The 25,752-nt window shown below is 68.6% G+C and carries 26 protein-coding genes and 7 pseudogenes; 17 read left to right on the plus strand and 16 right to left on the minus strand.

What is annotated here, in order from left to right; genetic code table 11:
• The first annotated feature begins 132 nt into the window (after positions 1-132).
• A pseudogene (locus ABT288_RS42145) lies at positions 133-979 on the plus strand (IS5 family transposase).
• 15 nt (positions 980-994) lie between these two features.
• Here the strand turns inward: ABT288_RS42145 and ABT288_RS42150 are convergent.
• Positions 995-1,840 (minus strand): MerR family transcriptional regulator, encoded by an 846-nt coding sequence (locus ABT288_RS42150; protein WP_351619956.1) that lies wholly within the window; start codon positions 1,838-1,840, stop codon positions 995-997.
• A 180-nt stretch (positions 1,841-2,020) separates the two neighbouring features.
• Here ABT288_RS42150 and ABT288_RS42155 point away from each other — a divergent pair, with 180 nt between their 5' ends.
• Positions 2,021-2,452 carry a hypothetical protein gene (locus ABT288_RS42155; RefSeq protein ID WP_351619959.1) on the plus strand — a complete coding sequence of 144 codons (432 nt, stop codon included), beginning with the start codon at positions 2,021-2,023 and terminating at the stop codon, positions 2,450-2,452.
• 27 nt (positions 2,453-2,479) lie between these two features.
• Here ABT288_RS42155 and ABT288_RS42160 read toward each other — a convergent pair.
• The 5 genes and pseudogenes from ABT288_RS42160 to ABT288_RS50405 all read right to left on the minus strand — a co-directional run.
• Positions 2,480-3,272, minus strand: a pseudogene (locus ABT288_RS42160) (IS5 family transposase); the annotation flags it as partial.
• A 55-nt stretch (positions 3,273-3,327) separates the two neighbouring features.
• Positions 3,328-3,657: a hypothetical protein gene (locus tag ABT288_RS42165; RefSeq protein ID WP_351619965.1), complete on the minus strand. Its 330-nt coding sequence runs from the start codon at positions 3,655-3,657 to the stop codon at positions 3,328-3,330.
• A 299-nt stretch (positions 3,658-3,956) separates the two neighbouring features.
• Positions 3,957-4,130: a CsbD family protein gene (locus tag ABT288_RS42170; RefSeq protein ID WP_153534395.1), complete on the minus strand. Its 174-nt coding sequence runs from the start codon at positions 4,128-4,130 to the stop codon at positions 3,957-3,959.
• A gap of 134 nt (positions 4,131-4,264) precedes the next feature.
• Positions 4,265-5,201 (minus strand): annotated as a pseudogene (gene ku, locus ABT288_RS42175) (non-homologous end joining protein Ku).
• A 180-nt stretch (positions 5,202-5,381) separates the two neighbouring features.
• Positions 5,382-6,014, minus strand: a pseudogene (locus ABT288_RS50405) (transposase domain-containing protein); the annotation flags it as partial.
• 1,493 nt (positions 6,015-7,507) lie between these two features.
• Between ABT288_RS50405 and ABT288_RS42180 the strand changes: the two are divergent.
• Positions 7,508-7,642: a hypothetical protein gene (locus ABT288_RS42180; RefSeq protein ID WP_351619968.1), complete on the plus strand. Its 135-nt coding sequence runs from the start codon at positions 7,508-7,510 to the stop codon at positions 7,640-7,642.
• A 174-nt stretch (positions 7,643-7,816) separates the two neighbouring features.
• Here the strand turns inward: ABT288_RS42180 and ABT288_RS42185 are convergent, their stop codons facing one another.
• Positions 7,817-8,248 carry a MerR family transcriptional regulator gene (locus ABT288_RS42185; protein WP_351619971.1) on the minus strand — a complete coding sequence of 144 codons (432 nt, stop codon included), beginning with the start codon at positions 8,246-8,248 and terminating at the stop codon, positions 7,817-7,819.
• 97 nt (positions 8,249-8,345) lie between these two features.
• Here ABT288_RS42185 and ABT288_RS42190 point away from each other — a divergent pair, with 97 nt between their 5' ends.
• Positions 8,346-9,134 (plus strand): amidohydrolase family protein, encoded by a 789-nt coding sequence (locus ABT288_RS42190; RefSeq protein WP_351619974.1) that lies wholly within the window; start codon positions 8,346-8,348, stop codon positions 9,132-9,134.
• A gap of 383 nt (positions 9,135-9,517) precedes the next feature.
• Here ABT288_RS42190 and ABT288_RS42195 read toward each other — a convergent pair whose 3' ends face one another.
• Positions 9,518-10,285 carry a TetR/AcrR family transcriptional regulator gene (locus ABT288_RS42195; RefSeq protein WP_351619977.1) on the minus strand — a complete coding sequence of 256 codons (768 nt, stop codon included), beginning with the start codon at positions 10,283-10,285 and terminating at the stop codon, positions 9,518-9,520.
• A gap of 101 nt (positions 10,286-10,386) precedes the next feature.
• Between ABT288_RS42195 and ABT288_RS42200 the strand changes: the two genes are divergently transcribed.
• The gene (locus tag ABT288_RS42200) at positions 10,387-10,773 is read left to right on the plus strand and encodes a VOC family protein (protein ID WP_351619980.1); all 387 of its coding nucleotides are present in this window, start codon (positions 10,387-10,389) and stop codon (positions 10,771-10,773) included.
• Between the two features lie 52 nt (positions 10,774-10,825).
• Here the strand turns inward: ABT288_RS42200 and ABT288_RS42205 are convergent, their stop codons facing one another.
• Positions 10,826-10,963: a hypothetical protein gene (locus ABT288_RS42205; RefSeq protein ID WP_351619983.1), complete on the minus strand. Its 138-nt coding sequence runs from the start codon at positions 10,961-10,963 to the stop codon at positions 10,826-10,828.
• Positions 10,964-11,104: 141 nt separating this feature from the next.
• On the opposite strand from ABT288_RS42205, the gene ABT288_RS42210 reads away from it, so the two are divergent.
• Both ABT288_RS42210 and ABT288_RS42215 read left to right on the plus strand, forming a co-directional pair.
• Complete coding sequence (locus ABT288_RS42210) at positions 11,105-11,275, plus strand: hypothetical protein (protein WP_351619986.1); 171 nt, start codon at positions 11,105-11,107, stop codon at positions 11,273-11,275.
• Positions 11,276-11,643: 368 nt separating this feature from the next.
• Positions 11,644-12,156: a GNAT family N-acetyltransferase gene (locus ABT288_RS42215; RefSeq protein ID WP_351619988.1), complete on the plus strand. Its 513-nt coding sequence runs from the start codon at positions 11,644-11,646 to the stop codon at positions 12,154-12,156.
• Between the two features lie 582 nt (positions 12,157-12,738).
• Here ABT288_RS42215 and ABT288_RS42220 read toward each other — a convergent pair.
• Together ABT288_RS42220 and ABT288_RS42225 are read right to left on the minus strand one after the other, a co-directional pair.
• Positions 12,739-13,308, minus strand: coding sequence for a hypothetical protein (locus ABT288_RS42220; protein ID WP_351619991.1), 570 nt, complete (start codon positions 13,306-13,308; stop codon positions 12,739-12,741).
• A gap of 8 nt (positions 13,309-13,316) precedes the next feature.
• Complete coding sequence (locus tag ABT288_RS42225; RefSeq protein WP_351619994.1) at positions 13,317-13,850, minus strand: hypothetical protein; 534 nt, start codon at positions 13,848-13,850, stop codon at positions 13,317-13,319.
• A gap of 248 nt (positions 13,851-14,098) precedes the next feature.
• On the opposite strand from ABT288_RS42225, the pseudogene ABT288_RS42230 reads away from it, so the two are divergent.
• Positions 14,099-14,236: pseudogene (locus ABT288_RS42230) on the plus strand (endonuclease domain-containing protein); the annotation flags it as partial.
• A gap of 387 nt (positions 14,237-14,623) precedes the next feature.
• On the opposite strand, the gene ABT288_RS42235 reads toward ABT288_RS42230, so the two are convergent.
• On the minus strand, positions 14,624-15,232 hold the full coding sequence (locus tag ABT288_RS42235) for an RNase H family protein (protein WP_351619997.1): 609 nt from the start codon (positions 15,230-15,232) through the stop codon (positions 14,624-14,626).
• A 286-nt stretch (positions 15,233-15,518) separates the two neighbouring features.
• Positions 15,519-15,890 carry a hypothetical protein gene (locus ABT288_RS42240; RefSeq protein ID WP_351620014.1) on the minus strand — a complete coding sequence of 124 codons (372 nt, stop codon included), beginning with the start codon at positions 15,888-15,890 and terminating at the stop codon, positions 15,519-15,521.
• 174 nt (positions 15,891-16,064) lie between these two features.
• On the opposite strand from ABT288_RS42240, the gene ABT288_RS42245 reads away from it, so the two are divergent.
• Positions 16,065-16,379 (plus strand): alpha/beta fold hydrolase, encoded by a 315-nt coding sequence (locus ABT288_RS42245; protein WP_351620017.1) that lies wholly within the window; start codon positions 16,065-16,067, stop codon positions 16,377-16,379.
• A 255-nt stretch (positions 16,380-16,634) separates the two neighbouring features.
• Here the strand turns inward: ABT288_RS42245 and ABT288_RS42250 are convergent.
• Positions 16,635-16,733, minus strand: a pseudogene (locus tag ABT288_RS42250) (IS5/IS1182 family transposase); the annotation flags it as partial.
• Positions 16,734-16,998: 265 nt separating this feature from the next.
• Between ABT288_RS42250 and ABT288_RS42255 the strand changes: the two are divergent.
• The 4 genes from ABT288_RS42255 to ABT288_RS42270 all read left to right on the plus strand — a co-directional run bounded on the left by ABT288_RS42255 (position 16,999) and on the right by ABT288_RS42270 (position 18,940).
• Positions 16,999-17,622: a DUF1989 domain-containing protein gene (locus tag ABT288_RS42255; RefSeq protein ID WP_351620020.1), complete on the plus strand. Its 624-nt coding sequence runs from the start codon at positions 16,999-17,001 to the stop codon at positions 17,620-17,622.
• Positions 17,623-17,796: 174 nt separating this feature from the next.
• Entirely contained in the window at positions 17,797-18,216 is a 420-nt protein-coding gene (locus tag ABT288_RS42260; protein WP_351620023.1) for a hypothetical protein, read from the plus strand.
• Between the two features lie 9 nt (positions 18,217-18,225).
• Positions 18,226-18,720: a GNAT family N-acetyltransferase gene (locus ABT288_RS42265; RefSeq protein ID WP_351620026.1), complete on the plus strand. Its 495-nt coding sequence runs from the start codon at positions 18,226-18,228 to the stop codon at positions 18,718-18,720.
• 61 nt (positions 18,721-18,781) lie between these two features.
• Complete coding sequence (locus tag ABT288_RS42270; protein WP_351620029.1) at positions 18,782-18,940, plus strand: hypothetical protein; 159 nt, start codon at positions 18,782-18,784, stop codon at positions 18,938-18,940.
• A 174-nt stretch (positions 18,941-19,114) separates the two neighbouring features.
• On the opposite strand, the gene ABT288_RS42275 is transcribed toward ABT288_RS42270, so the two are convergent.
• The gene (locus ABT288_RS42275; RefSeq protein ID WP_351620032.1) at positions 19,115-19,315 is read right to left on the minus strand and encodes a hypothetical protein; all 201 of its coding nucleotides are present in this window, start codon (positions 19,313-19,315) and stop codon (positions 19,115-19,117) included.
• A 92-nt stretch (positions 19,316-19,407) separates the two neighbouring features.
• On the opposite strand from ABT288_RS42275, the gene ABT288_RS42280 reads away from it, so the two are divergent.
• The 4 genes and pseudogenes from ABT288_RS42280 to ABT288_RS42295 all read left to right on the plus strand — a co-directional run.
• Positions 19,408-22,341: a hypothetical protein gene (locus tag ABT288_RS42280; protein ID WP_351620035.1), complete on the plus strand. Its 2,934-nt coding sequence runs from the start codon at positions 19,408-19,410 to the stop codon at positions 22,339-22,341.
• Between the two features lie 406 nt (positions 22,342-22,747).
• Positions 22,748-23,017, plus strand: coding sequence for a hypothetical protein (locus ABT288_RS42285; protein ID WP_351620038.1), 270 nt, complete (start codon positions 22,748-22,750; stop codon positions 23,015-23,017).
• Positions 23,018-23,116: 99 nt separating this feature from the next.
• Positions 23,117-23,356 carry a GNAT family N-acetyltransferase gene (locus tag ABT288_RS42290; protein ID WP_351620041.1) on the plus strand — a complete coding sequence of 80 codons (240 nt, stop codon included), beginning with the start codon at positions 23,117-23,119 and terminating at the stop codon, positions 23,354-23,356.
• Between the two features lie 190 nt (positions 23,357-23,546).
• Positions 23,547-24,129 (plus strand): annotated as a pseudogene (locus ABT288_RS42295) (transposase); the annotation flags it as partial.
• A 586-nt stretch (positions 24,130-24,715) separates the two neighbouring features.
• Here the strand turns inward: ABT288_RS42295 and sigJ are convergent.
• Positions 24,716-25,660 (minus strand): RNA polymerase sigma factor SigJ, encoded by a 945-nt coding sequence (gene sigJ / locus ABT288_RS42300; RefSeq protein ID WP_351620044.1) that lies wholly within the window; start codon positions 25,658-25,660, stop codon positions 24,716-24,718.
• Positions 25,661-25,752 lie beyond the last annotated feature (92 nt).

The following is a 25,752-nucleotide window of genomic DNA, read 5'->3' on the forward strand; positions in this document are numbered from 1 at the left end:
GAGCTACCTCGCCGGCCTCCACCTCCGTGCCTCGATGATCTGGATCAACGACCTCCTGAAGGCAACTACCTGATCACAACATCACACAGGCCCTAGGCCGTTTCTCTCGGATCATCCTATCGTTGGTCTGATGTGCCGTTGAGTAACGTGCAGTGGGCGCGCATCGAGCCGTTGTTGCCGGACCGGACGCCGAAGCGCGGCGGACGATGGCGCGATCACCGGCAGGTGATTGACGACGCGATCGCTTGGAAGTTCCAGACCGGCTCGCAGTGGGTTCACCTGCCCGCCGAGTACGGCTCCTGGAAAGGCGCCTACACCCGGCTGAGGAACTGGGCGATCGACGGCACCTGGGAGAAGGTCTTCACCGCCCTGCTCGCACAGGCCGACGCGGAAGACGACCTGGACTGGGTCGTCGCAGTGGACTCCACCATCGTGCGTGCCCACCAGAACGCCGCCGGGGCCCGCAAAAGGGGGCCCCGGCCGACGAGCCCGCCCACCATGCCATCGGACGCTCCCGCGGCGGGCTGACCACGACGATCCGCCTCGCCGCGGACGGCCGCTGCCGCCCACTGTGTTTCCACCTCACACCCGGTCAGGCAGGCAATGCGCCAGCGTTCGAGCACGTGATGGCTGCCCTGCGGGTCCCCAGGACGATCGGGCGTCCGCGCACCCGCCCCCTCGTGGTCCTGGCGGACCGGGCCTACTCGTCCCGGGCCATCCGCCAGCACCTGCGCCGTCGCGGGATCCGTGCCGTGATCCCCCAGCCGGCCGACCAGGTCGCCAACCGCCAACGCAAGGCCGCACCGGCGGCCGACCACCGGCCTTCGACCGCAACGCCTACAAACAGCGCAACACGGTCGAACGATGTATCAACCGCCTGAAGAACTGGCGCGGCCTGGCCGCCCGCTACGAGAAGGCCGCCACCGTCTACCAGGCCGGACTCCGCATCGCAGGCATCTTCATCTGGTCCGCCCGCTGATCCGAAAAGAAAACCCTAGTCGTCGGTAGGTTCATCGATCGGCCAGGCGATCTCCAGGCGGTTGTTCGGGTCTTCCGGTGTCCCGGTCCACCGGAGGTAGATCATCCGGACCGGGCCCGCGAAAGCAAAGCCGTGCTCGGTGATCCAGTTGGCGACGGCGTCGTACGCGCCGAGGATGTGCGGGAACACGGCGGCCGCTCCCTCGACCTCCGTGCAGGCGAGGGTGCTCTCGGGCAGCTCGCGCACGGTCATGCCCTCGCGCAGGTCCGTAGGCTGCGCGCCGGCCTCCCAGAACGGCAGGCACGCCTCGACGAGCGTCTCGTTCTCGTCGTCGCACACTCCGTGGAAGCGGACGAAAGCGGGCCCGGTGAAGGTGAGCGGGCCGCGGCCGGCGACCTCGTACATCTCCTGGTATGCGCCGCGGAGGAAGGTGTCAAGCCCGGAGTTGTCCAGGGTCGCCCCGCAGACGAGGATCCGTTCGGCGGGGCCCTGGCGCACGGTGACGCGGTGGGTCATCTCTGCTCCTTCGATCAGTTGGCTCAACAGGCTGTGGACCACGGAACGCTGGACCTCCAGCCGCCGCTCGGCCGCACACAGATGCGCTTGCAGGGCGGCGACCAGCTCCTCCTCGCCGCTGCCGAGCAGCCGACGCACCTCCTCGACCGGAATGTCCAGCTGCCGCAGCGCCCTGATCGACTGCGCCGTACGCACCTGGTCACGCTGGAAGTACCGGTAGCCGCTCACCGGATCGACGAACGTCGGCACCAGCACGCCACTGGCGTCGTAGTGCCGAAGCGCAGTGACCGAGAGGCCACTGGCCTGCGAGAACTGCCCGATCGGCAGCAGGTTTCTCTTGTCCACGGCTCTGACTGTGCCGTCTCGCGTTACCCGAGAGTCAAGCCGGTCCCCGGATGACGGCTTTACCGCCATCGCCAAGGTGCGCCGGGGCATCCCCACACGCCGGAGTTCCGCGACGGTCTGATCCGAAAGACACGACCTCGGCCGTGTTTCGGAAGTGATTCGTGTGCATAGGGTGTCGTCATGTCGCTGAGCCGCATAGCCCTCTTGTCCGGCCGTTCGATCGAGCTCACCGAGCTCCGAATGTCTTCGACCTACGGAGGGATGTTGGAGGGCTACCCGTGCAAGCTCATCAACGACATGAAGGTCAGCGGCCTCCAGCGGCAGGCTGAACGTGCGTTTCCCTCCACGCCGGTCTATCTGATTCCGCCGTCCCGCGAGTACCCGGACCAGACCGTCGGAGCCTTCGGCCCCGTCGAGGTGCTGCCTAGTGTGGCCTGCCTCGGTGCCTTCCGCTCGACAGCGATCGCTTCTGAGCTCGACCCGGTGCTGCACCGTTCCGCGCTCACCGTGGTCTGGTTCCAGGCCGGCTTGGATGTCCCGTCGGGCGAGGACGCCAACCTTGCGCTTCGCAGCATTCGCTGGGAGGAGCTGGCCCAGGACTACGAGCTCTAGCGACGGGTGCCGATCACAGCCACTATTGATGGCCGCGATGAGGACGGTCGCCGCGTGGCCGGACCGCCAGTTTGTCGTAGCGCGTGGCAACCGCGCGATGCCTCTTGAGGCGGTTGATCCCGCACTCGACCGCGTGACGCTCGCGGTAGTCGGCCGAATCGAAGCGTGGCGGTCGGCCGCCGTGGGAGCCGAGCTTCTGGCAGTTCCGTGCCTGGCCGGCCTTGTGGGGGATGGTGCAGCGGATCCCACGGCGGCGCAGGTAGGCGCGGTTCTTGCGGCAGGCGTACGCCTTGTCAGCCCGCACGCGATCGGGGCGGACACGTAGCCGGCCCAGCCCGATGCGGGGCACGCGGACCTTTTTCCAGCACGGTTCGAACTGCGGCGAGTCTCCACGCCGGCCTGCCGTCACCACGATTGACATGGGCTTCTGGTCTTGCTCGACGGCCAGGTGCTGCTTGGTGGTGAACCTTCCGCGTGAACGTCCCAGCCCGTGATCACCAGGCTCGGCGAACACGCCACCCGGCGGTTCTTTCTGCAGATCGCCCCGTGTTCGGGCCCCGGCCGCATGCTGATGGGCACGGCATACCGTGGAGTCGGCGCTCAGGTCCCACGTGATCGCACCCTTCGCGTCGGCCAAGGGCTGCAGGCGGGTGAGGACCCGGTGCCAGGTGCCATCCCGCTGCCACCGGCGGAACAGGTCGTAGATCCTGCCCCACGGCCTGTATTCAACGGGTACGTCTCGCCACGGAACACCGGTCCGGACCCGGAACCGTATGCCGTTGATCAACTGCCGCCGAGACCAGACGGTCGGCCGCCCCGCGAACCGTGATCATTCATCGCTCAAGATCCACTTTCGGTACACGGCCTAGCGCGAGCTACTGCGCGCCCCAGTTCGTCGTGCGCGGCGAGGTTTGGGCCTGCTGGGGGATTGGGTGCGGCTCAGCAGTGCGTCCCCGCGGTCTGCGGAAGATCAGGAATGCCGAGACGTGGTCCTTGTGGTCGTGGCTGAACGAAGCCTGGTCCAGCTGCCGGCCCAGCTCTTCCACGGCCTCGATCTGCTCGGCCACGCCGGACAGCGGGCCCGCGAAGTTGCTCTGCAGCGCGCCTTGATTGACCCGGCATACGAACACGGTGCGGCCTTCGGAGATGGCGCGCCGCGCGTGCTCCTTGATGGCGTTCGCCTCGGCGTCTTTGATCCACCCCATGATGTTCCCCTCCCCTTGGGCAGCCGCTGGTGGGGCGGCTGGCGAGGTGCACGGTAGCGCCGGGTCGGCTGCAGCTGCAGGAGAACGGCCAGGCAGCGGGAGCGGCAAGGTCGGGAGGGCGCGCTTCCTACCGGCTGCGAGGTCGACAGCCAGCTGCCCCTGGTTCCCCCAGTGCGGCGCGCCACTGTCGATGGAGTGGGGCCCGTGTTTGGCAGTCGGTTCCGCGACGACTTCGATAGCAGGAGGGGCCCTCACCCCTTGTCGAGGTGAGGGCCAGCACTCATGAGCGGCGCCAGAGGTCAGCGCTTGAACATGTCCTTGATCTTCTCCTTGGCCTGACGGGCATCGCCCTTGGACTTCTCCGCCTGGCCCTCGGCGACCATCGGGTCATCGACGGCGGCTCGTCCCGTGGCCCTCTTGATTTTTCCCTTGGCCTGCTCGGCCTTGGCCTTGGCCTTTTCGCCAGCCGACATGGCAGACACGCCTCCTGCCGTGGTTAATGTTTTGTCCGCGTTCAACGGCGAGTCCCGTGTGCCCAGCACCGCCCCTCACAAACGGGTGATACGACCATGAAAGGGCGGTAGGCCGCGGTCCGGACGCGCCGAGATCAGGCGCTGTGCGGCCGTCGCCCCGAGGCCTTCTTCGCCGTCGTGTTCTTCGCCGTCGTGTTCTTTGCCGCAGCCTTCTTGGCCGGCTGCTTCCTCGCGGAGGTCTTCCTCGGCTTCGGCATCTCGTGCACGTCGGCCTGGCCGGCGCCCCCGCCACGGGAAGCCTGGACCTTCTCCACCGACTCGTTCAGCGCGGCCATGAGGACGAGCACCTGGGTCGGCTGCTCCGACACCGGGGTCTCGGGGAGCGGCTTTTCCTCGCGCTTGGCCTCGATGATGTTGGCCATGGCGTCCGTGGAGCGGTCTTGGAACTCGGGGCCCACCAGGTCCGTCCACGGTCATGTTGTCCATGAGGGCGAGGGCGCCCTCGATCTCCTCCTCGGACACTTCGGCTGGCTCCGGAAGCAGCTCGGTGGGGTCGCGGATCTCGTCCGGCCAGTGCATGGCGTGAAGCACGAGGACGTCGTCGCGGACGCGGAGCAGCCCATGTCTCTCCCTGCCGGACCAGGCGTACTTTGCGACGGCCACCTTGGCCGAGCGCCCGAGGGCTCGGACGAGGAGTGTGTACGGCTTGGCTGCGACCGGGCTGGATGGCTGGAGGTAGTAGCCTTCGGCGATCTTCAGGGGGTCGATGGACTCCAGGGGCACGAAAGCGTCGATCTCGATGGCCTTCGCTGTGGGGAGCGGGAGGTCACTCAGTTCCTCGTCCGTGATCGGGATGACCTGCGTCTTCGACAGCTCGTAACCCTTGCCGATCTCGTACTGGTCGACCTCGCGGTCCTCCAGCTCGCAGATCTTGCGGTAGCGGACCCGGCCCTGGTCCTCGAGGTGGTACTGGTGGAATCGGATGCTGTGGTCCTCGGTCGCGCCGACCACATTGATCGGCACGCTGACCAGGCCGAAGCTGACAGCGCCTGACCATATGGTGCGGGGTATCGGTAGACCTCCGTGATTGCCCCGAGCATCATCAGCCTACGAACCACTCCGGCGTCCCGCATGCGCGCTCCCGGCCCGCGCCGCACCCTGAAAAGGTGACCGAGACACCGCAGGTCGTCGTCCACCCGCAGGCCGAGGACGAAAGCCAGCCGTGCGAGAGCGTGCCGCGCTTACTGGTGTCTCGCGCAAGGCTGCGGTCAGGTGAATGCGGACGTTGTCCCAGATCAGCACGATCGGACCACCCAGTTGGATTCTGCGCGGACCAGCAGGGCACGAAAGTCCCGCGAGCCGAAACCCTTCGGTTGGTCCTTGCGCCCGCGGTATTCGCGGACTGCGTAGATCGACCGCGATCGTTCGCCGGTTAGCAGGTCTTGCCCACCATGGACACCCGGCCCGAGCCCCGGCCTCTGCCCCGTACCATCGGCGTCCGGCCGATCCGGCCTCAAGTCCTGGCACGTGGCAGCGACTGGCCGGCCTCGTCTTCGAAGACTGTTCAGCCATCGCAAGCCGCCGCGGTGCCGCGCGGCCAGACCTCAACTCTCGCTCCAGCCTGGCGACCTGGGCATCGCTAAGCCTCGGACGGCCGGGCGACCCCTTCGAGGTGACACGAGCCGCCCTACCCTCACGCCACTGCTGCCGCCACCGCTCCACCATCATTCAGACGCCCGAAGAGTGCATGCGATGACCTTGTTCCTGTCCCCTGGCTTCGAACCGAGCCACCGCATCCAGCCGTACCCGCTCATGGGCTGCCCTCTCGGCGTCGGTCAATCCGCCGCCCTGCGCGTACCTCTCGGTGTCAGCAGTACAGCGCATCGAACTCCACGCTGAGGCTGAACGATCCGACATCACCCAATCAAGTTCCTCGAAGCAATCCGCGCCCTCAAGCGCCGGCTCTCCGATGTCGTCTACCGGGCCTTACGCCGCGACGCTCACCTCGCCGCTGAGCGCTACTGATCACGCAAGCGCCACTGGCAAGCCAGAGGGACGGGAACACAACGCACGTGCCCTTCGTGCCCAATCGAATGGCGAACAGCGGGGAGTGTCGGCAAGTTGCCCGCAAACGCGCGGGTCGCCCTCTTGCCAGGTCAGCACCCCGCCGCATACGCGATCTTCCAAACTGTGGCTCTAGGCGCCGACAATCAGCCCGGCTGGAGTTGTCCCGTCGCTGTGAGGGTGACCGTCGCCGTCCACCAGTCGCGTGATCCACACGGATCGTGCGTGGTGTGGTGCACGAGCCGTACCAGGGTGTTGGTCCGGAGCACCTCCTTCCCGGCCTGGTCCGCGGTGAGGCTGACTGTCACAATGCGGTGTGGGTCGGTGCCGGGCGGAGTCGGGACGTGCCGGGGTGCTCCGGCATCCCCGGCCGGGTACGACACACAGTGGCTGTCGGCGCAGGCTTGCACTGTCGCCTGTGGGTGCGATCGCGTCCAGGCCGAGACGTTTAGCTGGACCGAAGGGAACGCCCACACCGCCGAGGCTGCGCACACTGTCGGCTGAGTGGTGCACCCGGCAACCGCACCGATCATGACCGCGCTGGCTCCAAACAAGCGGCCCATGCTGAATCGTGTCGCAGCCGGCACCGTGAAACGAGGGCTCATATCCATGAGACCTTGCTGAACCGATTTTGGTTGCCGGTCGCGTCCCACAAAGTGGTGTAGCGATGCGGAGTGGGCGACTTCGCAGGTCACGCCTGCGCTGGGGTCGCCGTTCCGGCGGAGCGCCGCTTCCGCCGCTGCGAGCGGCGCGGAAGTGGCCGGCGAACTCCTGATGGGTAGCGGCTGTCCCTTTTAGCGGCATAGCTCAGACACCAGACCCCATCGGGCCCTCCCCGGCTCGTGCTGAGCGCGTGTCGGGCAGAGAGGTGGGGCTCCTCGTCCACGTGGCCGCCGGTTCCGAGGGGGCGCCGCAAGGCCGGGACCGCTGCGGGGTGAGCGCTGAGTACGCCGCGGCCCCGCAGCTCGTCCAGATCGGGGAGACGGACTCCGGCAGGTTCACCCCGCTCAGCGTGCACTTCGGCCCCTGCCTGTTCAGCGTTAGGGTTGCTGGCCAATGCCACCGTGAGCGGGATATGGATCGGAGACGGGTCGGCCTGCGCGACCGCGCCCAGGCCATCGTCGTCGCTTACGAATCCGGACTCGTCAAGCCCGGAACGCCCGCGTGGCGGGATAGAAACGGAAGCGGTCAGCGCCCGGACGCCTGGAGCCGCTGTCGGCCGGCCCGGCCACCGCTCCGCATCCGGACGGGGACTTGGAGGTCGCTGGCGGTACGAGGTCGAACCCTGAGGTCGACAGGATCCGGATCGTTCCATGTCCGATGAGATCACTCTGCGCCCGGTGACCGACGACGTTCTCGACCTGTTCGTGTCCGAGTTCAACGGGGCGGAGGGGGCCGGCCCATACCAGTGGTTGGGCTCCGTTTCACCGGCCGGCCTGCGCCGGTAGGTCGCGGAGACCGGCCTGCTCAACCCCGCGGCGGCGTGCTTGGCCGTCGCGGAGGCGGGCCGGACGGTGGGCGATGCGTTACTCGCCGTAAGGGTCAGGGCAGCGGCCTCCGGCCCGCTCAGCACGACTGCCGCCAGGAGCACCGCCGTCTCCCGGGCGGGCGGCTGCGGCTCCTCAATTGGCACCAGGTGCCACCCGACCAACGCCCCGGCGGCCGACTGAACGGGACTCGGGCGCCCGATTCCGGTCGTGGCTTGCCGCGCTATCGGTGGCGGCGATCGTCTGGCGCAAAAGGCGGCGCGCGGTCTCCAGGTCGGCGGCACGCTGGTCGAGGACGTTCAGCTGATCACGCAGGCTGGTGAGAACACCAGGACAGGGGCGTAGCGCCATCTCGTCGAAGGTGCAGGGCAGGACCTGGCGGATGATGCGAGTGGGCAGGCCTGCAGCCAGCAGGGCGCGGATGTGCCGCACCGTCTCAGTGGTCTCATCGTCGTACTCGCGATAGCCGTTGGCACGGCGCTCGGCATGGATCAACTCCATCCGCTCGTAGTAGCGCAGCAGGCGCTCGCTGACTCCGGTACGACGCGACAACTCCCCGATCAGCACCGACCATGCCTCCAACTTGACCTTCCCACGGTGTCAGGCAGCAACAGTGCACTGGTCGGCCGCATTCCCGGCCGAACGTCAAGGAAGGACTGAATCAGTGATCATCGATGCGCACAGCCACGTCCACGACCCCGTCGAGTCGCACGTGGCGTTGCTGGACGAGGCCGGGGTGGACCGCGCCGTGCTGTTCGCCACTCGCCCGCACCCGGAGCGAGCCGACGACCTTGTCTCACTGCGCCGGGAGATGGCGATCCTGGACGAGGCCATCGGTGGCCGGGCCAACACGGCCGAGGGGTACCGCGGTGCATGGGAGGAGTTGGGCGCCGCGCTCGCCGCACGGCCGGAGCGGTTCATCGGCTTTCTGTCCGTTCCGCTAGACCTGGAGCCGGAACAGATTGCCGCGACCGTGGAACGCGAGGTCGTCGGGCGTAGGCTGCACGGTATCGGCGAGTTGACACCGCCACCGGGACGGGCAGGGATGATCGAACCGGTGCTCCAGGCGGCAGCCGATCACGGCCGACTGCCCGTGGTCGTGCACGGATTCGCCCCGACCACGGCCGACGACCTGATGACGCTGTCGGCACTCGCCGGCCGCTACCCGACGGTCCCGCTGGTGGTCAGCCAGCTCGGAGGGCTGAACTGGATGCAGGCCGTGGAACTGGTCCGGGACACCCCGAACATGTACCTGGAGCTGTCCACGGCCAATATCGTCTTCGCGGTCCGGCTGGCCATCAAGGAGATCCCGGACCGGACCCTGTTCGGCTCGGACGCTCCGTACGGCGACCCGGTCCTCACCCGGGCGATGGTGGAGCGGGTCACCAGCCCGGGTGAGGTACGCGACCGGGTGCTCGGCGGGACGATCGCCGAACTGGCCGGGCTCGGCTGAGACAGGGTGGAAGTCCGGGGCTCCCCGGAGCTCGTCCCTTCGTCCGCCGTCGGCCCGTGGCAGGCAAGGGGGTGGGATCGGACCCCCCGGTGGACTGTGGAAGGCGTCCGAGGCGCGAGAGGGGTCCGCCCAGCCCAAGACCTGGCGGTCGTCCCGGCGCTCGCCGTGGCGCCGGCATCCCACTTCACTCGACCGGCCTGCGATGCCACGGTCCTGGACTGGCATTCATCCTGGCCATGGTCCAGGTACACGGCTTCGAAAGCCTGGCCGAGCATCGTCGGCGCCGACCGACAGCAACCGGCCCGGCGGCCGCTCTCAGTGCCAACTCGACTCAGCCTGGCCAACTCGGCCGCGCATCCGCCAGTTGAAGCGATCCGGCACAGTCATCGAGGCTGACTCATGCGGCGGGCAAGGCCGTCCAGGATGCATTGCAGTCCGAAGCTGAAGGCGTGGTCAGGGTTGTACATGCCCTGGTGGGCGGCGCCCGCGGTGCTTCCGACACGGGCAGCCAGTGGGAACCGTTCGGGATCGAAAACCTTGGCCAGGAGTGGTTCGTTGAGGGCCCACCACTGCTGGTCGGACATCGCGCTGTCGCGGGCGGCGGCTTGGGTGGCAAGGGTTGCGCGGGCGACGGACTGGACGAAGTCCAGCAGGAGAGTGAGAGCTGCGTCCATCTCCAGGTCGTCGAGCCCCAGGCCGTCGAACGCGGCCAGTTCGTGTTCGTACTTGGTCATGAGGCCGGGGCCCAGTGGCGGGCGTGTGGTGGGCATGGTCGCCACCCAAGGGTGTCGGTTGTACAGATCGCGGTTCTCGTGCGCGACGGCCTCCACCCTCGTGCGCCACGGGTCCGTCGATCGGTCGCAGCGCGGCATCTGCAGGTACACGGCGTCCAGCATGAGGTCGAGCAGTTCTGCCTTGCCCGGGACGTAGGTGTAGAGCGTCATCGGTGTCACGCCCAGCTGCCGGGCGATGCCGCGCATGGTCAGGGCCTCCAGGCCGTCGGAGTCGGCGAGCTCGACGGCGACGCGGACAACGGCGTCGACCGTCAGACCCTGCTTAGGGCCGCGGCGGGAATCGCCGTGTCCGGGCTCACGCCACAGCAGTTGCAGGATGCGGGCCGGGTCGCTCGTGCCCCCGTGTTCCTTGGCCATGGGCTCCATTCTTCCTGCCAGGCCTCGGTCCTTCCACCACCTACTCTGTACAAGGTACAGTATACAGCGTACAGAGATTGTTCCCGACTCCAGGGCAGGTCATGAACATCACTTCCACCGCCGTCTCCCTGACCGTTGACGACGTCCCCGCCTCCGCCGCATTCCTGGTCAAGCACTTCGGCTTCCATGAAGCCATCGCCGCCGACGGCTTCGCCTCGCTGGTCCGCGAGGACGCGGCCAACGTGATCTTTCTTCAGCGCGGCATCGAGGTCCTGCCCGAAGGCTTCCGGGACCAGCCTGCCGCAGGCGTGATCATCGCGTTCACCGTGACCGATCTGGACGCCGAGTTCGAGCGGCTGCGGAGCGAGGGCGCCCCCATCACGATGCCGCTGCGTGAGGAGCCGTGGGGCGAACGCCTCTTCCAGGTCACCGACCCGAACGGCATCATCCTCCAACTTGTGGCCGGGGCCGCCCCCGGGCACCAGTGACCGGACACGGGCCGGCCGCACGGCCGGCGGTCGGCCCGTGAAGCGGGCGGCGTCAGTTCCCTACCTCGTCGTCCTCGGCGGCGTCGGAGTCGTGGAAGGGGCATTGGCCCTGGCCGGGGCCGCTCGCCTTGATGTTGAAGGGATCCCGGCCCAGGGAGTTGGTGTGCCGGTCCGTGAACGGGGAGAGCACGGACGGCGTCTTCGTCCTTGATGTCGTGGCCCTCGGCGCGCAGTTCGGCGACGGCGGCATCCGAGTGGGGAGAATTCCCCGCCACCACCGCGTTGAGAGACCAGCCCCAGACCGGCGAACAGACTTCCTGTCCCTCGCGATGTGCCTACGGATCTGGCCCTGGCCGCCAGGGCCGAGGGCGCGGGCGAGCCGGTGGCGGGGCTCCTGCACGGTGGGCTGCCGGTTCATCGGGCGGCGGTAGGTGTCGTCGACCCGGTCGGCCAGGGCGAGCACGCGCATGGCCCGCTGCGCGGATCGGTCGGAGACGAGTAAGGCACTCGCGAGATGCGGCTCGGCGTAGGTATCGCGGCGTCCGTACCGTGCTTCTCATGGTACGGCCCGACCGGGACGATCTCCCTGTCCGCCGGAGCCATAAAGCAGTGGACAGCCCTCCAGTGCTCGGAAAGCATCACCGCGTTGAACAACGGACCTCTCTCCAACCCCGAACGCGTCCGCTTCGTCGAACTCAGCGCGAAGACGCTGCGGGCCCTTGCCGACGGCGACCTCACTGGCGCCAGCGCCGAGGCCGGGGTCGCCCTTCACGAACACTTGACAAGCGACCGGGCCCGCTGGATCTTCGCCTATCGCCCGACCAACTCACCAAGAACCCGTCTGTCGCTCCCTGGATCACGCACGCCGCGGTGTCCGAGCCGGACGGGGCCGTCGTCGGCGACGCCGGGTTCCAGGGGCCACCGGACGAGGCCGGCATGGTCGAGGTCGGCTACACCGTGGTACCCGGGTACCACCGCCAGGGCTATGCCCGCGCCATGCTGAGAGCGCTGCTCGGCAGGGCCGCCGCCGAACCCGGCGTCAGGACCGTACGGGCCGTGATCAGCTCCGACAACAACGCCTCCCTGGCCACCATCGCGGGCTTCGGTTTCACGCGCGCCGGCGAGCAGGGGAACGAGTGCGACGGACTCGAGATCGTCTTCGAGGTCCGAGCAGACGCAGTTCATGCCGAGCAGCCTCACGGCCCCGGCGGACATCGTGATCTTCGAGGTCAGCCCGTGACATGGGCGGGGATTCGCGAACGCGGCGGGCTCGCCACACCTACGCGGAACTGGGCCGCTGAGCTACCGGGCCTCAGACCCGAAGGTCGTCAGCAGCACCGGCCGGGATTCGAACCGGGGTCTCTCTCTTGGCAGGAGAAGTAGCACCCGCCATCGCACCGGGCGCCCCCGATGCCTGTGCCTCCCGAGATCAAGACGGCCTGCGGCGTGATTCACCATAAGAAGTAGCCACGGGCCTGCGCACCGGGAGGTGCGGAAGTCTGAAGTTGTGGTCCAGAGATCAGAGTCGGCGACGGCTCACGGACTGATGCTCTTCCCATTGAGCTACCGGCCAACACCGTTGGACCGGGCGGGACTCGAACCCGCAACCCTCAGTTCCAAGAAGGATCCGTCACGTACGCACCTGGACGCCCCCACTGTAGCGAGCCCGTCAGATCGCGCAACGCAAAAAAGCCCCCGCCGCAGCGCAGTTGCGCTCGGCGGGGACTGAATCGCGGGCGTGCCGCTTCAGTCGGCTTCGTCGTCCGGCGGCCAACTCGGCGCCAGGAACAGGCCCTTGTACTGCCGGCGCGCAACGAGTTCACCGGTGCGCGGGCCGCTAGCGGCCGACCGTGTGACGGCGACGGGCCGCGCTCGCCGCGCCGGCGGGATGGGTTGTGGCATCCGACCTCCTCCTCGACAGCGCCGCTGCCGGCACCAGCAGCGTCGCCGCGCGCGCCCGCTGAGTCAGCTGCCGTTGGCGATTTTCTCGGCGTCCTTGTCGGCCTTCGCCAGGTATGCGAGACAGTCGGAGGCGTCCTTCCGAGTCGTCGCGTCCGGGGCGTCCGGCGAGGTGCCGTCCATCGCGTACTGGGTGATCCGGCTGTTGGCGTCGCCGTTGTCTGACCGCCACTGCTCCATGAGGTCAGTGGGCTCGTTGTCGGCGGTGAAGCAGGCGTCCGCCTTGGAGAATGCGGTCTGCTTCATGTCCAGGCCGACGATCGCCTTCTGGTACCAGGCCGTGAACTGCGGCATGCCGGTGACCTTCTCCCCCTGGGCGAGGAAGTCCCGGAAGTCCTGGTCCTCCTTCTCCAGGATGGCCGCTGCCTTCTTCCGGGCCTCGGCCGTCGGCGGCTTCTTCGCTGCCGGTGCGCCGGTCGAGCCGGCCTTCACAGGGGCAGCGCTTTGCTGCATCTTGGCGGGACTGCTACTCGCGGTGGTCGCGTGGACGGGCGTGGCCTTCGGTTTGTCGGACGGGCCACAGGCCGTGAGGGTGGCAATCAGTATGACGCCCGTGGCGGTGAGGGATCGCTTCATGGTGGGCCTCAGCTCAGTCCGTTGGCGGCGGCCTGGTACGCGGCGGCCTGGGCCGGGGTGAGGTAGTGGGACACGCGGACGACGACCGCGCCGTGGACGTAGTCGTACTCGGCGAGCGCCGGCATGGACTTGGTGACGGTCTGGATGTACTTCGCGCGGATTTGCGCGTCCGACGGACTGCCGAAGACTTCCACCGCGCCACCGCGGTCGACGTCGCCCTTCTCCGTGCCCTCGACGTCGCTCGCCTTGATCCGGGAGTCCGTGAAGGTGACCTTCGACGTGTACTGGTTCGGCCGGCCGAGGAGATGGTTCGGGTCATTGGCCGCCGTGACGGTGCCGGAGAGCTTCGCCGAGGCGACCTTGCCGGAGATCTGCGTGAACGCGCCACTGGCGTCGAGCGGCTTGCCGGCGGTAGGCGTTGCGGAGGCGCCGGCCTTCCCGTTCGACGTGTGCTGCGACGAGGAGCTGCTACCGCTGCTGCAGGCAGTGACACTGGCAAGGAGTGCGGCGGCGATTGCAGTGGTGAGGGTTGTTCTGTTCACGGGGCGATATTGGTTGCCTGGGGCAGCCTACAAAACCATGTGTAGGTAATGTGACGGATCTGTGACGGTACGTTCGACGTTATGCGCTCCCGCACACCCTGTGCGTGCCCCCGAGCGGGCATTGCGGCCCGGACACAGCCGATACCGTCGCCCCGTGCACCGCAACCACACGAGCTGCCGCCACACCCACTACGCCTTCACCTGCGCCGAATACGACGACCTCCTGCATCTCGCCGACGCACCACTGCATGCCCTGCCGAGTCAAACGCACAGCGAGCCACTCCCTCAACATCGACCACGACCACACGCTCGGCCGCTGGGCAGTCCGCGGTCTCGTCTACGACCGCTGCAACCAGGCCCTGCGCTACGTCGACGCCGGAGAGAAACCCGACTGGCTGCGCATCAGGCACCACCTCGACACTGCCTGGCATGTGTCCCAACCGAGGAGCGCGGAGAAGGCAGCCCGGGAGAAGCCGCGGGCCACCTGCCCGACGTGCGGTCTCGAAGAGGTGACGGTGAACAAGGACGGCTCGCTGCACCAGCACAAGAGGATCTTGCGAGTCGGCGGGAAAGTCACGCATCCGGCCCGGGCGGCGGGTGTGCCCTGGGACGAACGGTACTCTGGCGACGGGCGAGATGAGGCGCGATGCGGGCAACAACGTCATCCCGTTCCAGGCGGCGCGGCGACGGCCGAAGCGGGCGTGAGCTTCGAGGGCGGAAACGACAGACGCCAAGGCCCGCACCCAGATGGTGCGGGCCTTGATGCGTCTTCGTCATGCGTCGGCGGCTTGAGCCCTCCACGCCTTCAGATTCTGCTGTGCCCACTCTGGCGCCAGCTCGGCGGCGCGCCCGCGGTCGACGACCCCCTTCGAGCAGCGCAGAGCAAGCTTGGCCAGGCTGTCGGCCGCTTCGTTCAGGGGGTGGCCAACGTGCCCCTTCACGTGGGTGAAGGTGAGTCCCGGCGTGTACTCAGCCATCTGCTGCAGCTCCACCAGCGTCGGCTGACGGTCTGAGCTGCGCCACGAGACGCGGTAGCCGTCGGGCATCCGCGTGCCGCCCGCCTGCCAGGCCGTCAGGTAGCCGAGGGCATCGGCGCTGTCCGTGAGCACGGTGACCGGCCGCGACGACCCGACCGACGCTGTGACGGCCTGGAGCGCCCACAGGATCGCCCGCAGTTCGGCGACCGTGGACCGTGAAGGGCCGCTGATGTCTCGGGGGTAGGGGTGGGCGCGGGCCCCGTAGTGGCCGCTGGTGGCGAGGTAGCCTCCGCCCGCGCGGGCGTCGTCCACGGCAGCGTCGGTGGCGACGAGTACCGTTCCGGTGGTGTGACGGCTGGGCACGGTGCCGGCGAGGGCGATCTGACGCTTGAGCGGTTTCGGCAAGGTTTCCCCTCCTTGGACTTGGGGGGTTGATGGTCGCGCGGGCGTCGGGCGGGCGTCACCTGATTGACTGCTTCCGCTTCGGTCGTCAGTTGGTCACGCGGATGTCGGCGATCAGGGCGGTGGCGTTGTCGGCGTGCAGGTTCCGGACGGCCCGGACGGTGGCAACGGCGGCCGACACACGCCTCCTCAGCTCAGACGCTGGGCCGCGCTTACAGGGTGCCGCCCATGGAGTCGGCGTGGAACTCCTGATGGGCAGGACGTTCGTGCAGCGGCGGCAGGCGGGGGGCTACGCATCCGTGCCCGACGGCTTCCACCATGAGGCGTGCGGCTTCTCCCAGTCGTCGTCACCGTCGTGTCCTACGGCGGAGGCGTCGGCCATGGCGCGTGCTGCGCGTCGAGCTGCGGTGGCGGTCGGCACCTGAGGGCCGGTGAGGCCGGCCGCCGACTCGTACGTGAATGGTGTCCTGCCGCTCGCGCGGATCACGTCTGAGCACTCCCAGGGATCACCGCTGATGACGTTGAGCGCGGCGCGCGCGAGGCTTCGACCGTCGGGCCGGGTGCCGGCATGGCACAGGGCGAGGTAGGCGCAGTGGTACGCCTCGGCGTCCGATTCGTAGGAGTGCGTCTCGAACCCTGCCCGGTGCAGCACTGCTCCCACGTGTCCCAGCAGACAGTGCGGGCCCTGTCGACCCTCGGGTAGTCGGTTGCGTAGTGGGCGCTCTGTCCCGACCCCGAATGGCCGGCTCATATCCGCCGCTGGCTCGACTCGTGACCGACCCCCTTCCCCTCGCGCGACGCCGCGGTCCAGTTCTTCGGCGGCGGAGCGATCGGTATGGGCTGGGCGGATGGCCTGGAGGAACGCGGCGGGCAATGGTGGCCCCGCTTCGACCGGAACGTGATGGTCCAGTCCGTGGCGGACACTGCCCAGCACTCCTTCGCGCACGAGTGGGAGCGCATCACCTGCCCCACTCTGCTCATCCTGGCCCAGTCGAGCTTCATCTCGCCTGCACGGGTCGATGAACTGATGCGCCGCCGCGTCCCGACCATGTCCGTCAGCATGCGTGTAAACCGCCATGACCTGCACCTGGAGCAACCCGACACCGTGTATGACCTGATCTCCCCGTTCCTCGCCGGTCTATCTGCGTAGGGATGCGCCGGACCCCCGTTGGTGTGGCCGCGCGGCCTTGCGGGCCTCAAGCGCGACCGCGTCCGCGGTCAGGGCGCCAGCCCAGTGGGCCGCGGCCAGTCCGGCGACGACGTGCTCGTGTTCCATGTGCCGGCCCAACAGCAGCACCTCCATCAGGGCTCTGGTGCCGGCCGCCTCGCCGTGAGCGGCGCGGGCCGCGGTCCACGAGGCTTCATGAACCCGGGTGAACTTCCCTGCGGCTTTGGCCTGTTCGAGGGCGATCGAGGCGGTGAGGGCCAGGAAGTGGCTGGCGTTGCGTTCGTAGCGGCGGTGTAGCCGTCGGCATCCACGGAGCCAGGCGATGGACCGTTCGACGGTCCGGCACCAACCGCTCGACAGGCTCACTCGCCATCCCGACAGCGTCCGGCAAGATCACACCGAATGAAATGGCCGGCCTGTGAGAACACGCTGGACGGTCCGCCCCGTGTCGGCGGCCTTTGAGAATGACTGTGACAGCCCCGTCCCTGGACCTGGCTGGCTAGCGCGCAACCCCTCCCTTGTGCCCGATGTCCCAGCTTGTCTGTTATAGGAGTCCGGGGCCGTAACGAAGGCGCCTCGCCCGGAACACCAAGGAGAGATCATGGCTGTCACGACGACGCTGGCCGCACGCACAGGAGCGGCCTTCCAGGTACCGCAGGACGGAACACTGCGTGTGATCAACACGTACGGAAGCCAAGTGGTCGACACCTGGGCAGTGGCGAGGCAGGAACCGCAGCACGGGCTGTCGATGGCGCACACGCGCGCCGTGCTGGGCCGCGTGATGGTGAAGGCCGGTGACGAACTCGTCGACGATCGGCGCAGGCCCCTCCTGCAAATCGCCGAGGACACCTCTCCGGGCGTGCACGACACGCTGATCCCGGCCTGTGACCCCGTCCGGTATCAACGACTGGGACACAAAGGCCACCACGACAACTGCAGCGACAACTACCACCGAGCCCTCGCCGAGTCCGGCCTCCCGGACCTGCTGACCCCGGTGCCCGCTCCACTCAATTTGTTCATGAATGTGCCCGTCAACTCGGACGGTGACATCGTGTTCAGCGCGCCGGTCAGCCGTCCGGGCGACTCGGTGCTCCTGCGGGCGCTCACGGATGTGGTGGTCGTGCTGTCCGCCTGTCCGCAGGACCTCGTCCCGGTCAACGGCGAGCTCCAGCAGCCGAGGGACGTGGAGGTCCGCATCACGACCGAATCCGACCGACCGCGGTAAAAGCGGATCGAAAGTGCGGATTGAGGAACGCGCCGGCGGGGCGGACGGTCGGAGCCACCCGCAGGACGCCCTCCGGCCCGGGAGCCGACTCGGCCACGACCTCCACCGAGGAGTGCTGCCCGTACGGGAAGCGGGGCTCCGGCGGCTCATGCGAGGCCGGTGTCGCCGAGCCGGATGCCTGGACCCGGGAGGTCTACCTCCGGCCGGGCCCGTGCCCGGTGGTCGTGGACCGCCGGCCCGGATGGGACCGCCGTGCTCCACAAGACCGAGCAGCTGTGCGCCGCGCAGAAGGCCGCCCACCTGGACCCGGCATGGGACCCCGTCGACATCCTGGTGTCCGTCAACCAGCTCGCCATGCCCTGGGCCGGCCAAGCCGACCTGATGCCCGCAAATGAGGAACAGCGCACGCCATTCCTGGCTGCCCGCGCGGCCATCGTGACGGCGGTCCAACGCCTGTTTCCTCCTGGGGAACCTAGCCGCCAAGCTCCGACGGACACGGCCTGGTACTGCAGCCGTAGATCGTTATGTGCCCAGGCCCTGGGGCTGTCTGCCACTGGCGGAAACTCAGGTGGCCTCAGCGCACGATCTCGGTAGAGTCGGGCAATGCCCGAGCTGAAGCGGCTGCATGCCGACCACGCCCCGGCGGTACTGGCCTTCGAGCTCGCGAACCGCACCTACTTCGCTGCCTCGATCTCCGACCGCGGCGACGACTTCTTCGACCAGTTCACCGACCGGTACAACGCCTTGCTGGCCGAGCAGGAAGCCGGCAGCTGCGCCTTCTACATGCTCGTCGCCGAGGACGGCTCGGTAGTCGGCAGGTTCAACCTGTACGACTTGGAGGACGGCGCTGCGAGACTCGGCTACCGGGTCGCGCAGCAGGTCGCCGGCCGCGGCCTGGCGACCGCGACCGTCCAGGAGCTTTGCCAGCTGGCAGCGGCGCGGCACGGGCTGCGCACACTACGGGCGGCCACCTCCCACGACAATGTTGCGTCCCAGAAGGTGTTGACCAAGGCCGGCTTCGTCCCGGTTGGCCCGGCCGCCCCGGCCGATCTCGGCGGCAAGTCAGGCACCTGGTACCAGCGCGACCTTCAGCCGTAGACCGTGATCTTGCTGGTGGACCGGCTGCAGGAAGGCTGCGGCCACCGCTGATCATCGGTGTGTGAAGACTAACGATCTTGCGGTGGCCGCAGGTCACAGCGCAGACCCTGCCCGCCGGCAGGAAGCGTTCGAGCTGGACGCCCGGCGGCACGCGGCCAAGGAAGCATCCGTCGCCTTCATCGCCGCGGCCGCCACGCTACTGAATCCCGACAACCGCTGACCGAGGGCAACCACTGCCGGCGTCCTGGCCGTCCGGTCGCGCCGGTCCCCCACGCCCTACAACCCTCGTACGCTCCCGTGGCGGGTGTTGCCATTTCCCCGCGAAGACACCGCCCTCGGATTCGGAACGGCAACAGCCACCAAAGCCCGACGTGGTCCCTCGGCATGGGCAGGCTCAGGGGAGGATCTGGGCGAGTGCTCCGGTGACGGCCGCGGCGAGGGTGAGGGCGGCGGCGAAGGTGGTGGCGGCGCGCATGAGGGCGGTGGGGTACGTGGCACCGTCGAGGCGGGCGAGTGTGCCTGCGGCCGCGGCGGCCAGGAGCGCGACCACGACGACCAGGGCAGCGGCGAGCAGGACGATAGTGATGCGGTTCACGGCAATCTCCCAGATGATTGCGGGATGTTGACGTGAGTGAAGGTCGCGGAAACGGTGTTCACCATGGTCCGGCCGAACGATGATGAACACCGTTGAACACAGGGCTGGGGGTGCATGTGAGCGGGGAAGAAGACGAACGCGCGGCCGCCCTCGTCGAGCTGCGCAAGCGGCTGGATGACGGACTGGCCCACAGGAGGCTGACCAAGTCCCAGCTCGCCGCCCGAACGGGACTCGGGCGCACGACCGTCCAGGCGGCTTTCCAGCCCGGCGGGCCCGTTCCGTCCGCCGCGACTATTGCGGCACTGGCCAGCAAACTGGGCCTGCCGGTGGAGGAGTTGCTGGAGCTGCGACGGGCCGCAGCTGGTGAGGCCGGTCCCGCGCATGCAGGGCAGGAGGGACCGGGCAGACCGATCGGGCAGTGGGATCCTCACGACCTGGAGGTCCATCCCGCCGGAACCGTCACCACCAAGGCCTGCTCCGGTTCTCGCCCGCAACGGGCGCTGCCCGGCTATGTGCGCCGCGCCCACGACCAGGTCCTGGCGGCGGCGGTGCGGGAGGCTTCGGACGGTCGCAGCCGGATGCTGGTACTGGTCGGATCGTCTTCGACCGGCAAGACGCGGGCGTGCTGGGAGGCCGTCCAGCCGCTGGCCGCCAAGGGATGGCGGCTGTGGCACCCTCACGACCCCAGTAGGGCCGAGGCCGCGCTCGCCGACCTCGACCGTGTGGCGCCTCGCACGGTGATCTGGCTCAACGAGGCCCAGCACTACCTCGGCAGCCCCCGGACCGGCGAGCGCATCGCGGCCGCCATCCATACCCTGCTCACCCACCCCGACCGTCAGCCGGTCCTCGTCCTGGGCACCCTGTGGCCCGAGTACGCCGACTCCTACACGGACCTGCCTCGACCCGGTGAGCCTGACCCGCACAGCCGGGTCCGCGAGCTCCTGAGCGGACACACCCTTACCGTCCCCGACGCCTTCGGCCAGGAAGCGCTCCGCGCCGCCACCGCCCTCGCCCAAGGGGGCGACCGGCTCATCGCGGACGCCCTCACTCGCTCCCACGCCCACGGGCGGCTCACCCAGGACCTCGCTGGCGCACCCGAACTGCTGCGCCGCTACGAACACGGCGCCCCGCCCGCCAGAGCCCTGCTGGAGGTCGCGATGGACGCCCGCCGTCTCGGCGTCGGACTCCACCTCCCGCAATCCTTCCTCACCGACGCCGCCATCGACTACTTCACCGACCACGACTACGACCAGCTCGCCGAGGACTGGGCCGACGCCGCCTTCGCCTACCTCGCTCGCCCCGTTCACGGCAAACAAGCTCCCCTGCGCCGCACCATCGCCCGCCCTGCGCGCCGTCCTCCGGGCGCTCCGGCGGCGGCCACCGGGCCCGTCCCGGTGGCAGGACCGGTCTTCCGCCTCGCGGACTACCTCGAACAACACGGCCGCGCCAGGCGTCAAAGGCTCTGCCCGCCCGCCTCGTTCTGGCACGCCGCTCACGCCCATCTCACCCACCCCGACGACCTCAATAACCTCGCCGGCGCTGCCAACGGCAGACACCGCTTGCAATGGGCCCATCACCTCCAGCACAAGGCCGCTGACGCCGGCCACCCGGATGTCCTGTTCAAGCTGGCGTTGATGAAGGAGGAGGCTGGAGACCGGGAGGGGGCCGAAACCTTCTACCGGCGGGCCGCCGACGCCGGCTTTCCCGAGGGCCTGGCCGAACTGGCGCAGTCGCGGGAGGTGGCCGGGGACCTGGAGGGCGCCGAAACCGTGGCCTGGCAGGCTGCCGAAGCCGGCTACGCCAAGGCCCTGACCGACCTGGCGCGGCTTCGGCATGAGCTCGGGGACCGGGAAGGCGGCGAAATCCTGGCCCGACAGGCTGCCGAAGCCGGCCACACCAAGGCCCTGACCGACCTGGCTCACTTGCGGCAGTTGGCTGGGGACCGGGAAGGCGCCGAAAGCTTCTACCGGCAGGCAGCCGAAACCGGCGCCCCGGGCGCTCTGGCCGACCTGGCACGGTTTCGGCGTGAAACCGGTGACCAGGACGGCGCCGAAAGCCTCTACCGGCAGGCCGCTGACGCCTGCGGCCCCGGCGCTCTGGCTGACCTGGCCCGCTTGCGGCACAAGGCCGGGGACTGGGAAGGCGCCTATCTCCTCGCGTGGCAGGCTGTCGACGCCGGCTATCTGGAGGCCCTGGACACGATGGCGCAGGTACGGGAGATGGCCGGCGACCAGGAAGGCGCCGAAATCCTGGCCCAAGAGGCTGCCGAAGTTGGCTACCCCAGCGTCTTGTTCGACCTGGCACAGATGCGGGAGGAGGCCGGGGACCTGGGAGGCGCCGAATCCCTCTACCAGCAGGCTGTCGACGCCGGCTACCTGGATGCACTGGACACCCTGGCGCGGATGCGGGAGACGGCCGGGGACCGAGAGGGCGCCGAAAGCCTGGCCCGGCGGGCTGTCGACGCCGGCTACCTGGATGCACTGGACACCCTGGCGCGGATGCGGGAGACGGCCGGGGACCGAGAGGGCGCCGAGACCCTGGCCTGGCGGGCTGCCGGAGTCGGCCGCTTCGGCCCCTTGTTCGACCTGGCGTGGAACCGGGAGGAGGCTGGGGACCGGGAAAGCGCCGAAAGCCTGGCGTGGCAGGCATTCGAAGCCGGCCGCCCCAGTGCCTTGCTGAACCTGGCACGGAACCGGGATGAGGCCGGGGACCGGGAAAGCGCCGAACGCCTCTACCAGCAGGCAGCCGACGCCGGCGACCCCAACGCGCTCGCTGGCCTGGCACGGATGCGGGAGATGACCGGGGACCTGGGAGGCGCCGAATCCCTCTACCAGCAGGCTGTCGACGCCGGCTATCTGGGTGCCCTGGACGACCTGGCGCGGATGCGGGAGAGGGCCGGGGACCAAGAAGGAGCCGAAACCCTCTACCGGCAGGCCGCTGACGCCGGCCGACCCCCTCTCGGTATCAAGAAGAGATGGCCCAACGGACTGGACCCGGACGGTTCGCCCACTCCCCCCTGGCTCTGAACACGCATGCTCCACCCACAGCCACACACACGGGCACGCCACACACGGGCACGAGCGCTTCGATCCCCGCCGGTGACGGGCCGCCCGTTCACGCCGGTGAGCCGCATGCGGTCGTAGACGCCTCCCGGCCGCTGTCTCTCTTGACCGCCAACACCCCCGCCGGAGAAGGGAGATGCACAATGCTGCCCGATCCACGCCAAGCTCGCCCTGATCACCACGGCCGTCACCGCACTTCTCACCCCTCACGGCAGCTCCCGCAGCTGCTACATCACAACCCTGTCCTTGCCGAAAACCTCATCCACCCAGGTCGGATGGGGGTGGACGACTTCGCGGTCGACGCTCACTCCAGGACGCTTCTAGCGCTGAAGCCGATGAACCGGCAACGTGATCAGCTGGGCTGCTGTGATTGGCCTACCTGGGCGTGAATGAGGCGCTCGCGCTGCTACGTCTCCTGCCGATGAGCGATCGGGACAAGGACATCGAAATCCTGACCCTGCGGCATCAGATCACGGTGCTGGACCGGCAGCTGGGCAAGCGCAGGCCGCGGTTCGACGCGGGCGACCGGACGTACCGGGATCGATCCGACCGTCCGCTTGCAGACGTCCTTCCTGGCGGCGGTGAGCGAGTTCCACGACGATCACGGCTTTCCAACTCCATGGTTCATCGACGACGTTGACCCCCTGGCCTTGACCGAAACTGCGGCCTTCGCCGCTTACGTGACGCGCGTGCTGAGCGAACGGGACGAAACAGCCGGGCGAGCGGACTGGTTCGTGCGATGACGACGCTGTGGTGGGTCGAGGGTGACCAGATGTTGGGCAGCCCGGCCATCCGCCACTGGCTGACTCCGCTTCTGGAGAAGGCCGGCGGCCACATCGGTTACGACATCCGGCCCAGCGCACGCCGTCAAGGACACGCGACCACGATGCTTGCCGCAGCCTTGCCGACCACTCACTCGCTCGGCATCACACGGGCCTTGTTGACCTGCGACGAGACGACACCGCCTCCCGGCACGTGATCGAAACGAACGGCGGCCGGTTCATCGACAGGGTCGGAGACAAGCGCCGGTACTGGGTGCCGACGTCCTGATCAGCCGCCCGCCGCCACTGCCCAGTGGTCCCAGTTCAAACCGCCCTCCGGAGCCACATCACGACGCCTGATCTTCACGAATCATGCGTGCATTGCGGCCAGTTGGAGGCGCCTTGGGCGGCCTGGAGAACGTCCAGCTGGTCATCTCCGACAGGCACTGCGGGCTGGTGGCCGCGATCCGCACCGTCTTCCTCGGCGCGGCCTGGCAACGCTGCCGGGTTCACTTCGTGCGAGACGTCTTTTCCGTGATCGACAAGGGCTCCGGGGAGATGGTCGCGGCAACCATCCGCACCATCTTCGCGCAGACCACCGCCACGGCCGTCCGCACGCAGCTGAACGTGGTCGCCGACATGCTCGGACGGCAGTTCCCCCAGGTCAAGACCATGCTGCTGGAGGCCGCGACGGATATCACCCGCGTTCGCGGACTTCCCGCCGGCCCATTGGAAGAAGATCTGGTCCACCAACCCGCTGGAGCGGCTGAACCGGGAGATCAAACGACGAGCCGACGTCGTTCAGGTCTCCCCCAGCCCCACTGCCCTCGACCGGCTCGCCACCGCAGTCCTGGCCGAACTCCACGACGAGTGGCAGGCCTTCGACCGCCCCTACCTCTCCGAAGGCTCCATGTCCGAACTCTTCACCACAAACCACACCGGGGACGACCGGCGACTTCCCCCGCCCGAATCGAATCAGCTCGGCCAGTGACTACCCCACAGCACGCGCAGGTCAAAGGACTACGAGAACCCGGCGAAGAGCAGCAACGCCAAGCCCTTGTGACCGCACCCACGTAGCCGACACCCAGCCCAACAACAGGGCAGTGAACCCGACGCCGAGGCCCCCCTGGCAGAAAGCAGTAGCCGGCGTCCACGCCGCGTACAAGCCCAAACCCCTACCCCCAGGCGCCACGCCCGTCACGCAGCCCCAGGGCAACGACAGGCCAAGCCACTGAAGCCTTGCCGCACGGTCGACAACGCGGCGGGGAGCATCCCCCTTACCTGCAGGAACGCTTGCAGGAGTCGTCATCTCGGCCGTTCCCGGAGAACGACCGCCACTGCCGTGTATACGCTCCAGCCACTGCTCGGCGTAGGGGTTGCGATCCTCGGCCGCCACCAGCAGACCACCGCACGGCCCGCACTGATCGTCACCGGCCCCGCCGCAGCCGCGAAACCCACCGCCCTGCTCCACGTCGGACGCGCCTGCCTCCTCGCCCACACCCACCGCGACCCAGCAGCCTCACGACCGAGGCTGATGGTGCCGGCCAGGTGCGAGCGAATCCGACGGCGGGGGGGGCTCAGCCCGTCGCCCAGCGACGGAGTTTCTCGGGGTTGCGTACGACCCAGATGTGTGTGATCCGGTCGCCCGCGACCTCGAACGCGAATACCGTCACGATGACGCCGTCCTGCTCGGCCACCACACCGGGTCGGCCGTTGACCGTACGCTCCAGGAACGTCATCGTGCCTGGCCTGCGGCGGGCGATCTCGACCCAGGCGCGCGCGATCTGCTCACCGCCTTCGATGGGGTGCAGGAAGGTGGTGGCCAGGCCGCCGCCATCGGCGATGGCTGTGGCCTCGGGGTCGAGCAGACCGATCAGGGCGTCGATGTCCTTTGCCTCCCAGGCCCGTTTGAAGTCCCTGACGACGCCGGCGCGCTGGGCCGCCGAAGTCGCAGTGGCGGAAGGCTGCGCGGCCCGGACGCGACGCCGGGCCGAGGAGGCCAGTTGGCGGCAGGCCGCCGGGGTGCGGCCGACGATCTCGGCCACTTCGGCGAAGGAGTGGCAGAAGACGTCGTGCAGAATGAACGCGACGCGTTCGGCCGGGGTCATCGATTCGAGCACGACCAGGAAGGCCAGGTTGACCGACTCGTCCAGGGTGACCCGGTCGGCCGGGTCGACGGCCGCACCCCCCACCCGCCCGCTGATCCACTCCGTGTGCCCGGGCAGCGGCTCGGGGATCCATTCGCCCACGTAGGTCTCCCGTCTGACCCGTGCCGAGCCGAGCAGGTTGAGACAGATCCGGCTGGCGACCGTCGTCAGCCAGGCGCCGGGGGACTCGATGGCGTCCTGTTGGGTCCGGGGCATGGCGTACCAGCGGGCGTAGGTCTCCTGGACGGCGTCGTCGGCCTCGACCAGGGAGCCCAGCAGCCGGTACGCGAGATTGATCAGCCGACGCCGCTCGCCCATGACCGCGTCCAGGGCCGGATCGGGCCGGTCGCATCCTGACTCGGATCGGTTGCTCATGGTGTCGAGGCTCCCCTCGGTTGCATCTGCTCTTACCGGTTCGACAAGACAGCCCGGCGGAATGTCAGGCCAGTGCAGTGGCCTGACATTCC

The organism is Streptomyces sp. NPDC001093, from assembly GCF_040298985.1.
Classification (GTDB): Bacteria; Actinomycetota; Actinomycetes; order Streptomycetales; family Streptomycetaceae; genus Streptomyces.

What these genes read in the sequence shown, in the direction of transcription:
- ABT288_RS42170 (WP_153534395.1), bottom strand. Translation starts at nt 4,130, where the DNA reads ATGTCGGCTGGCGAAAAGGCCAAGGCCAAGGCCGAGCAGGCCAAGGGA.
- ABT288_RS42245 (WP_351620017.1), top strand. Translation starts at nt 16,065, where the DNA reads ATGGGCTGGGCGGATGGCCTGGAGGAACGCGGCGGGCAATGGTGGCCC.
- ABT288_RS42220 (WP_351619991.1), bottom strand. Translation starts at nt 13,308, where the DNA reads ATGAAGCGATCCCTCACCGCCACGGGCGTCATACTGATTGCCACCCTC.
- ABT288_RS42165 (WP_351619965.1), bottom strand. Translation starts at nt 3,657, where the DNA reads ATGGGGTGGATCAAAGACGCCGAGGCGAACGCCATCAAGGAGCACGCG.
- ABT288_RS42290 (WP_351620041.1), top strand. Translation starts at nt 23,117, where the DNA reads ATGACGACGCTGTGGTGGGTCGAGGGTGACCAGATGTTGGGCAGCCCG.
- ABT288_RS42200 (WP_351619980.1), top strand. Translation starts at nt 10,387, where the DNA reads ATGAACATCACTTCCACCGCCGTCTCCCTGACCGTTGACGACGTCCCC.
- ABT288_RS42180 (WP_351619968.1), top strand. Translation starts at nt 7,508, where the DNA reads ATGTCCGATGAGATCACTCTGCGCCCGGTGACCGACGACGTTCTCGAC.
- sigJ (WP_351620044.1), bottom strand. Translation starts at nt 25,660, where the DNA reads ATGAGCAACCGATCCGAGTCAGGATGCGACCGGCCCGATCCGGCCCTG.
- ABT288_RS42260 (WP_351620023.1), top strand. Translation starts at nt 17,797, where the DNA reads ATGCCTGGACCCGGGAGGTCTACCTCCGGCCGGGCCCGTGCCCGGTGG.
- ABT288_RS42155 (WP_351619959.1), top strand. Translation starts at nt 2,021, where the DNA reads ATGTCGCTGAGCCGCATAGCCCTCTTGTCCGGCCGTTCGATCGAGCTC.
- ABT288_RS42255 (WP_351620020.1), top strand. Translation starts at nt 16,999, where the DNA reads ATGGCTGTCACGACGACGCTGGCCGCACGCACAGGAGCGGCCTTCCAG.
- ABT288_RS42195 (WP_351619977.1), bottom strand. Translation starts at nt 10,285, where the DNA reads ATGGCCAAGGAACACGGGGGCACGAGCGACCCGGCCCGCATCCTGCAA.
- ABT288_RS42265 (WP_351620026.1), top strand. Translation starts at nt 18,226, where the DNA reads ATGCCCGAGCTGAAGCGGCTGCATGCCGACCACGCCCCGGCGGTACTG.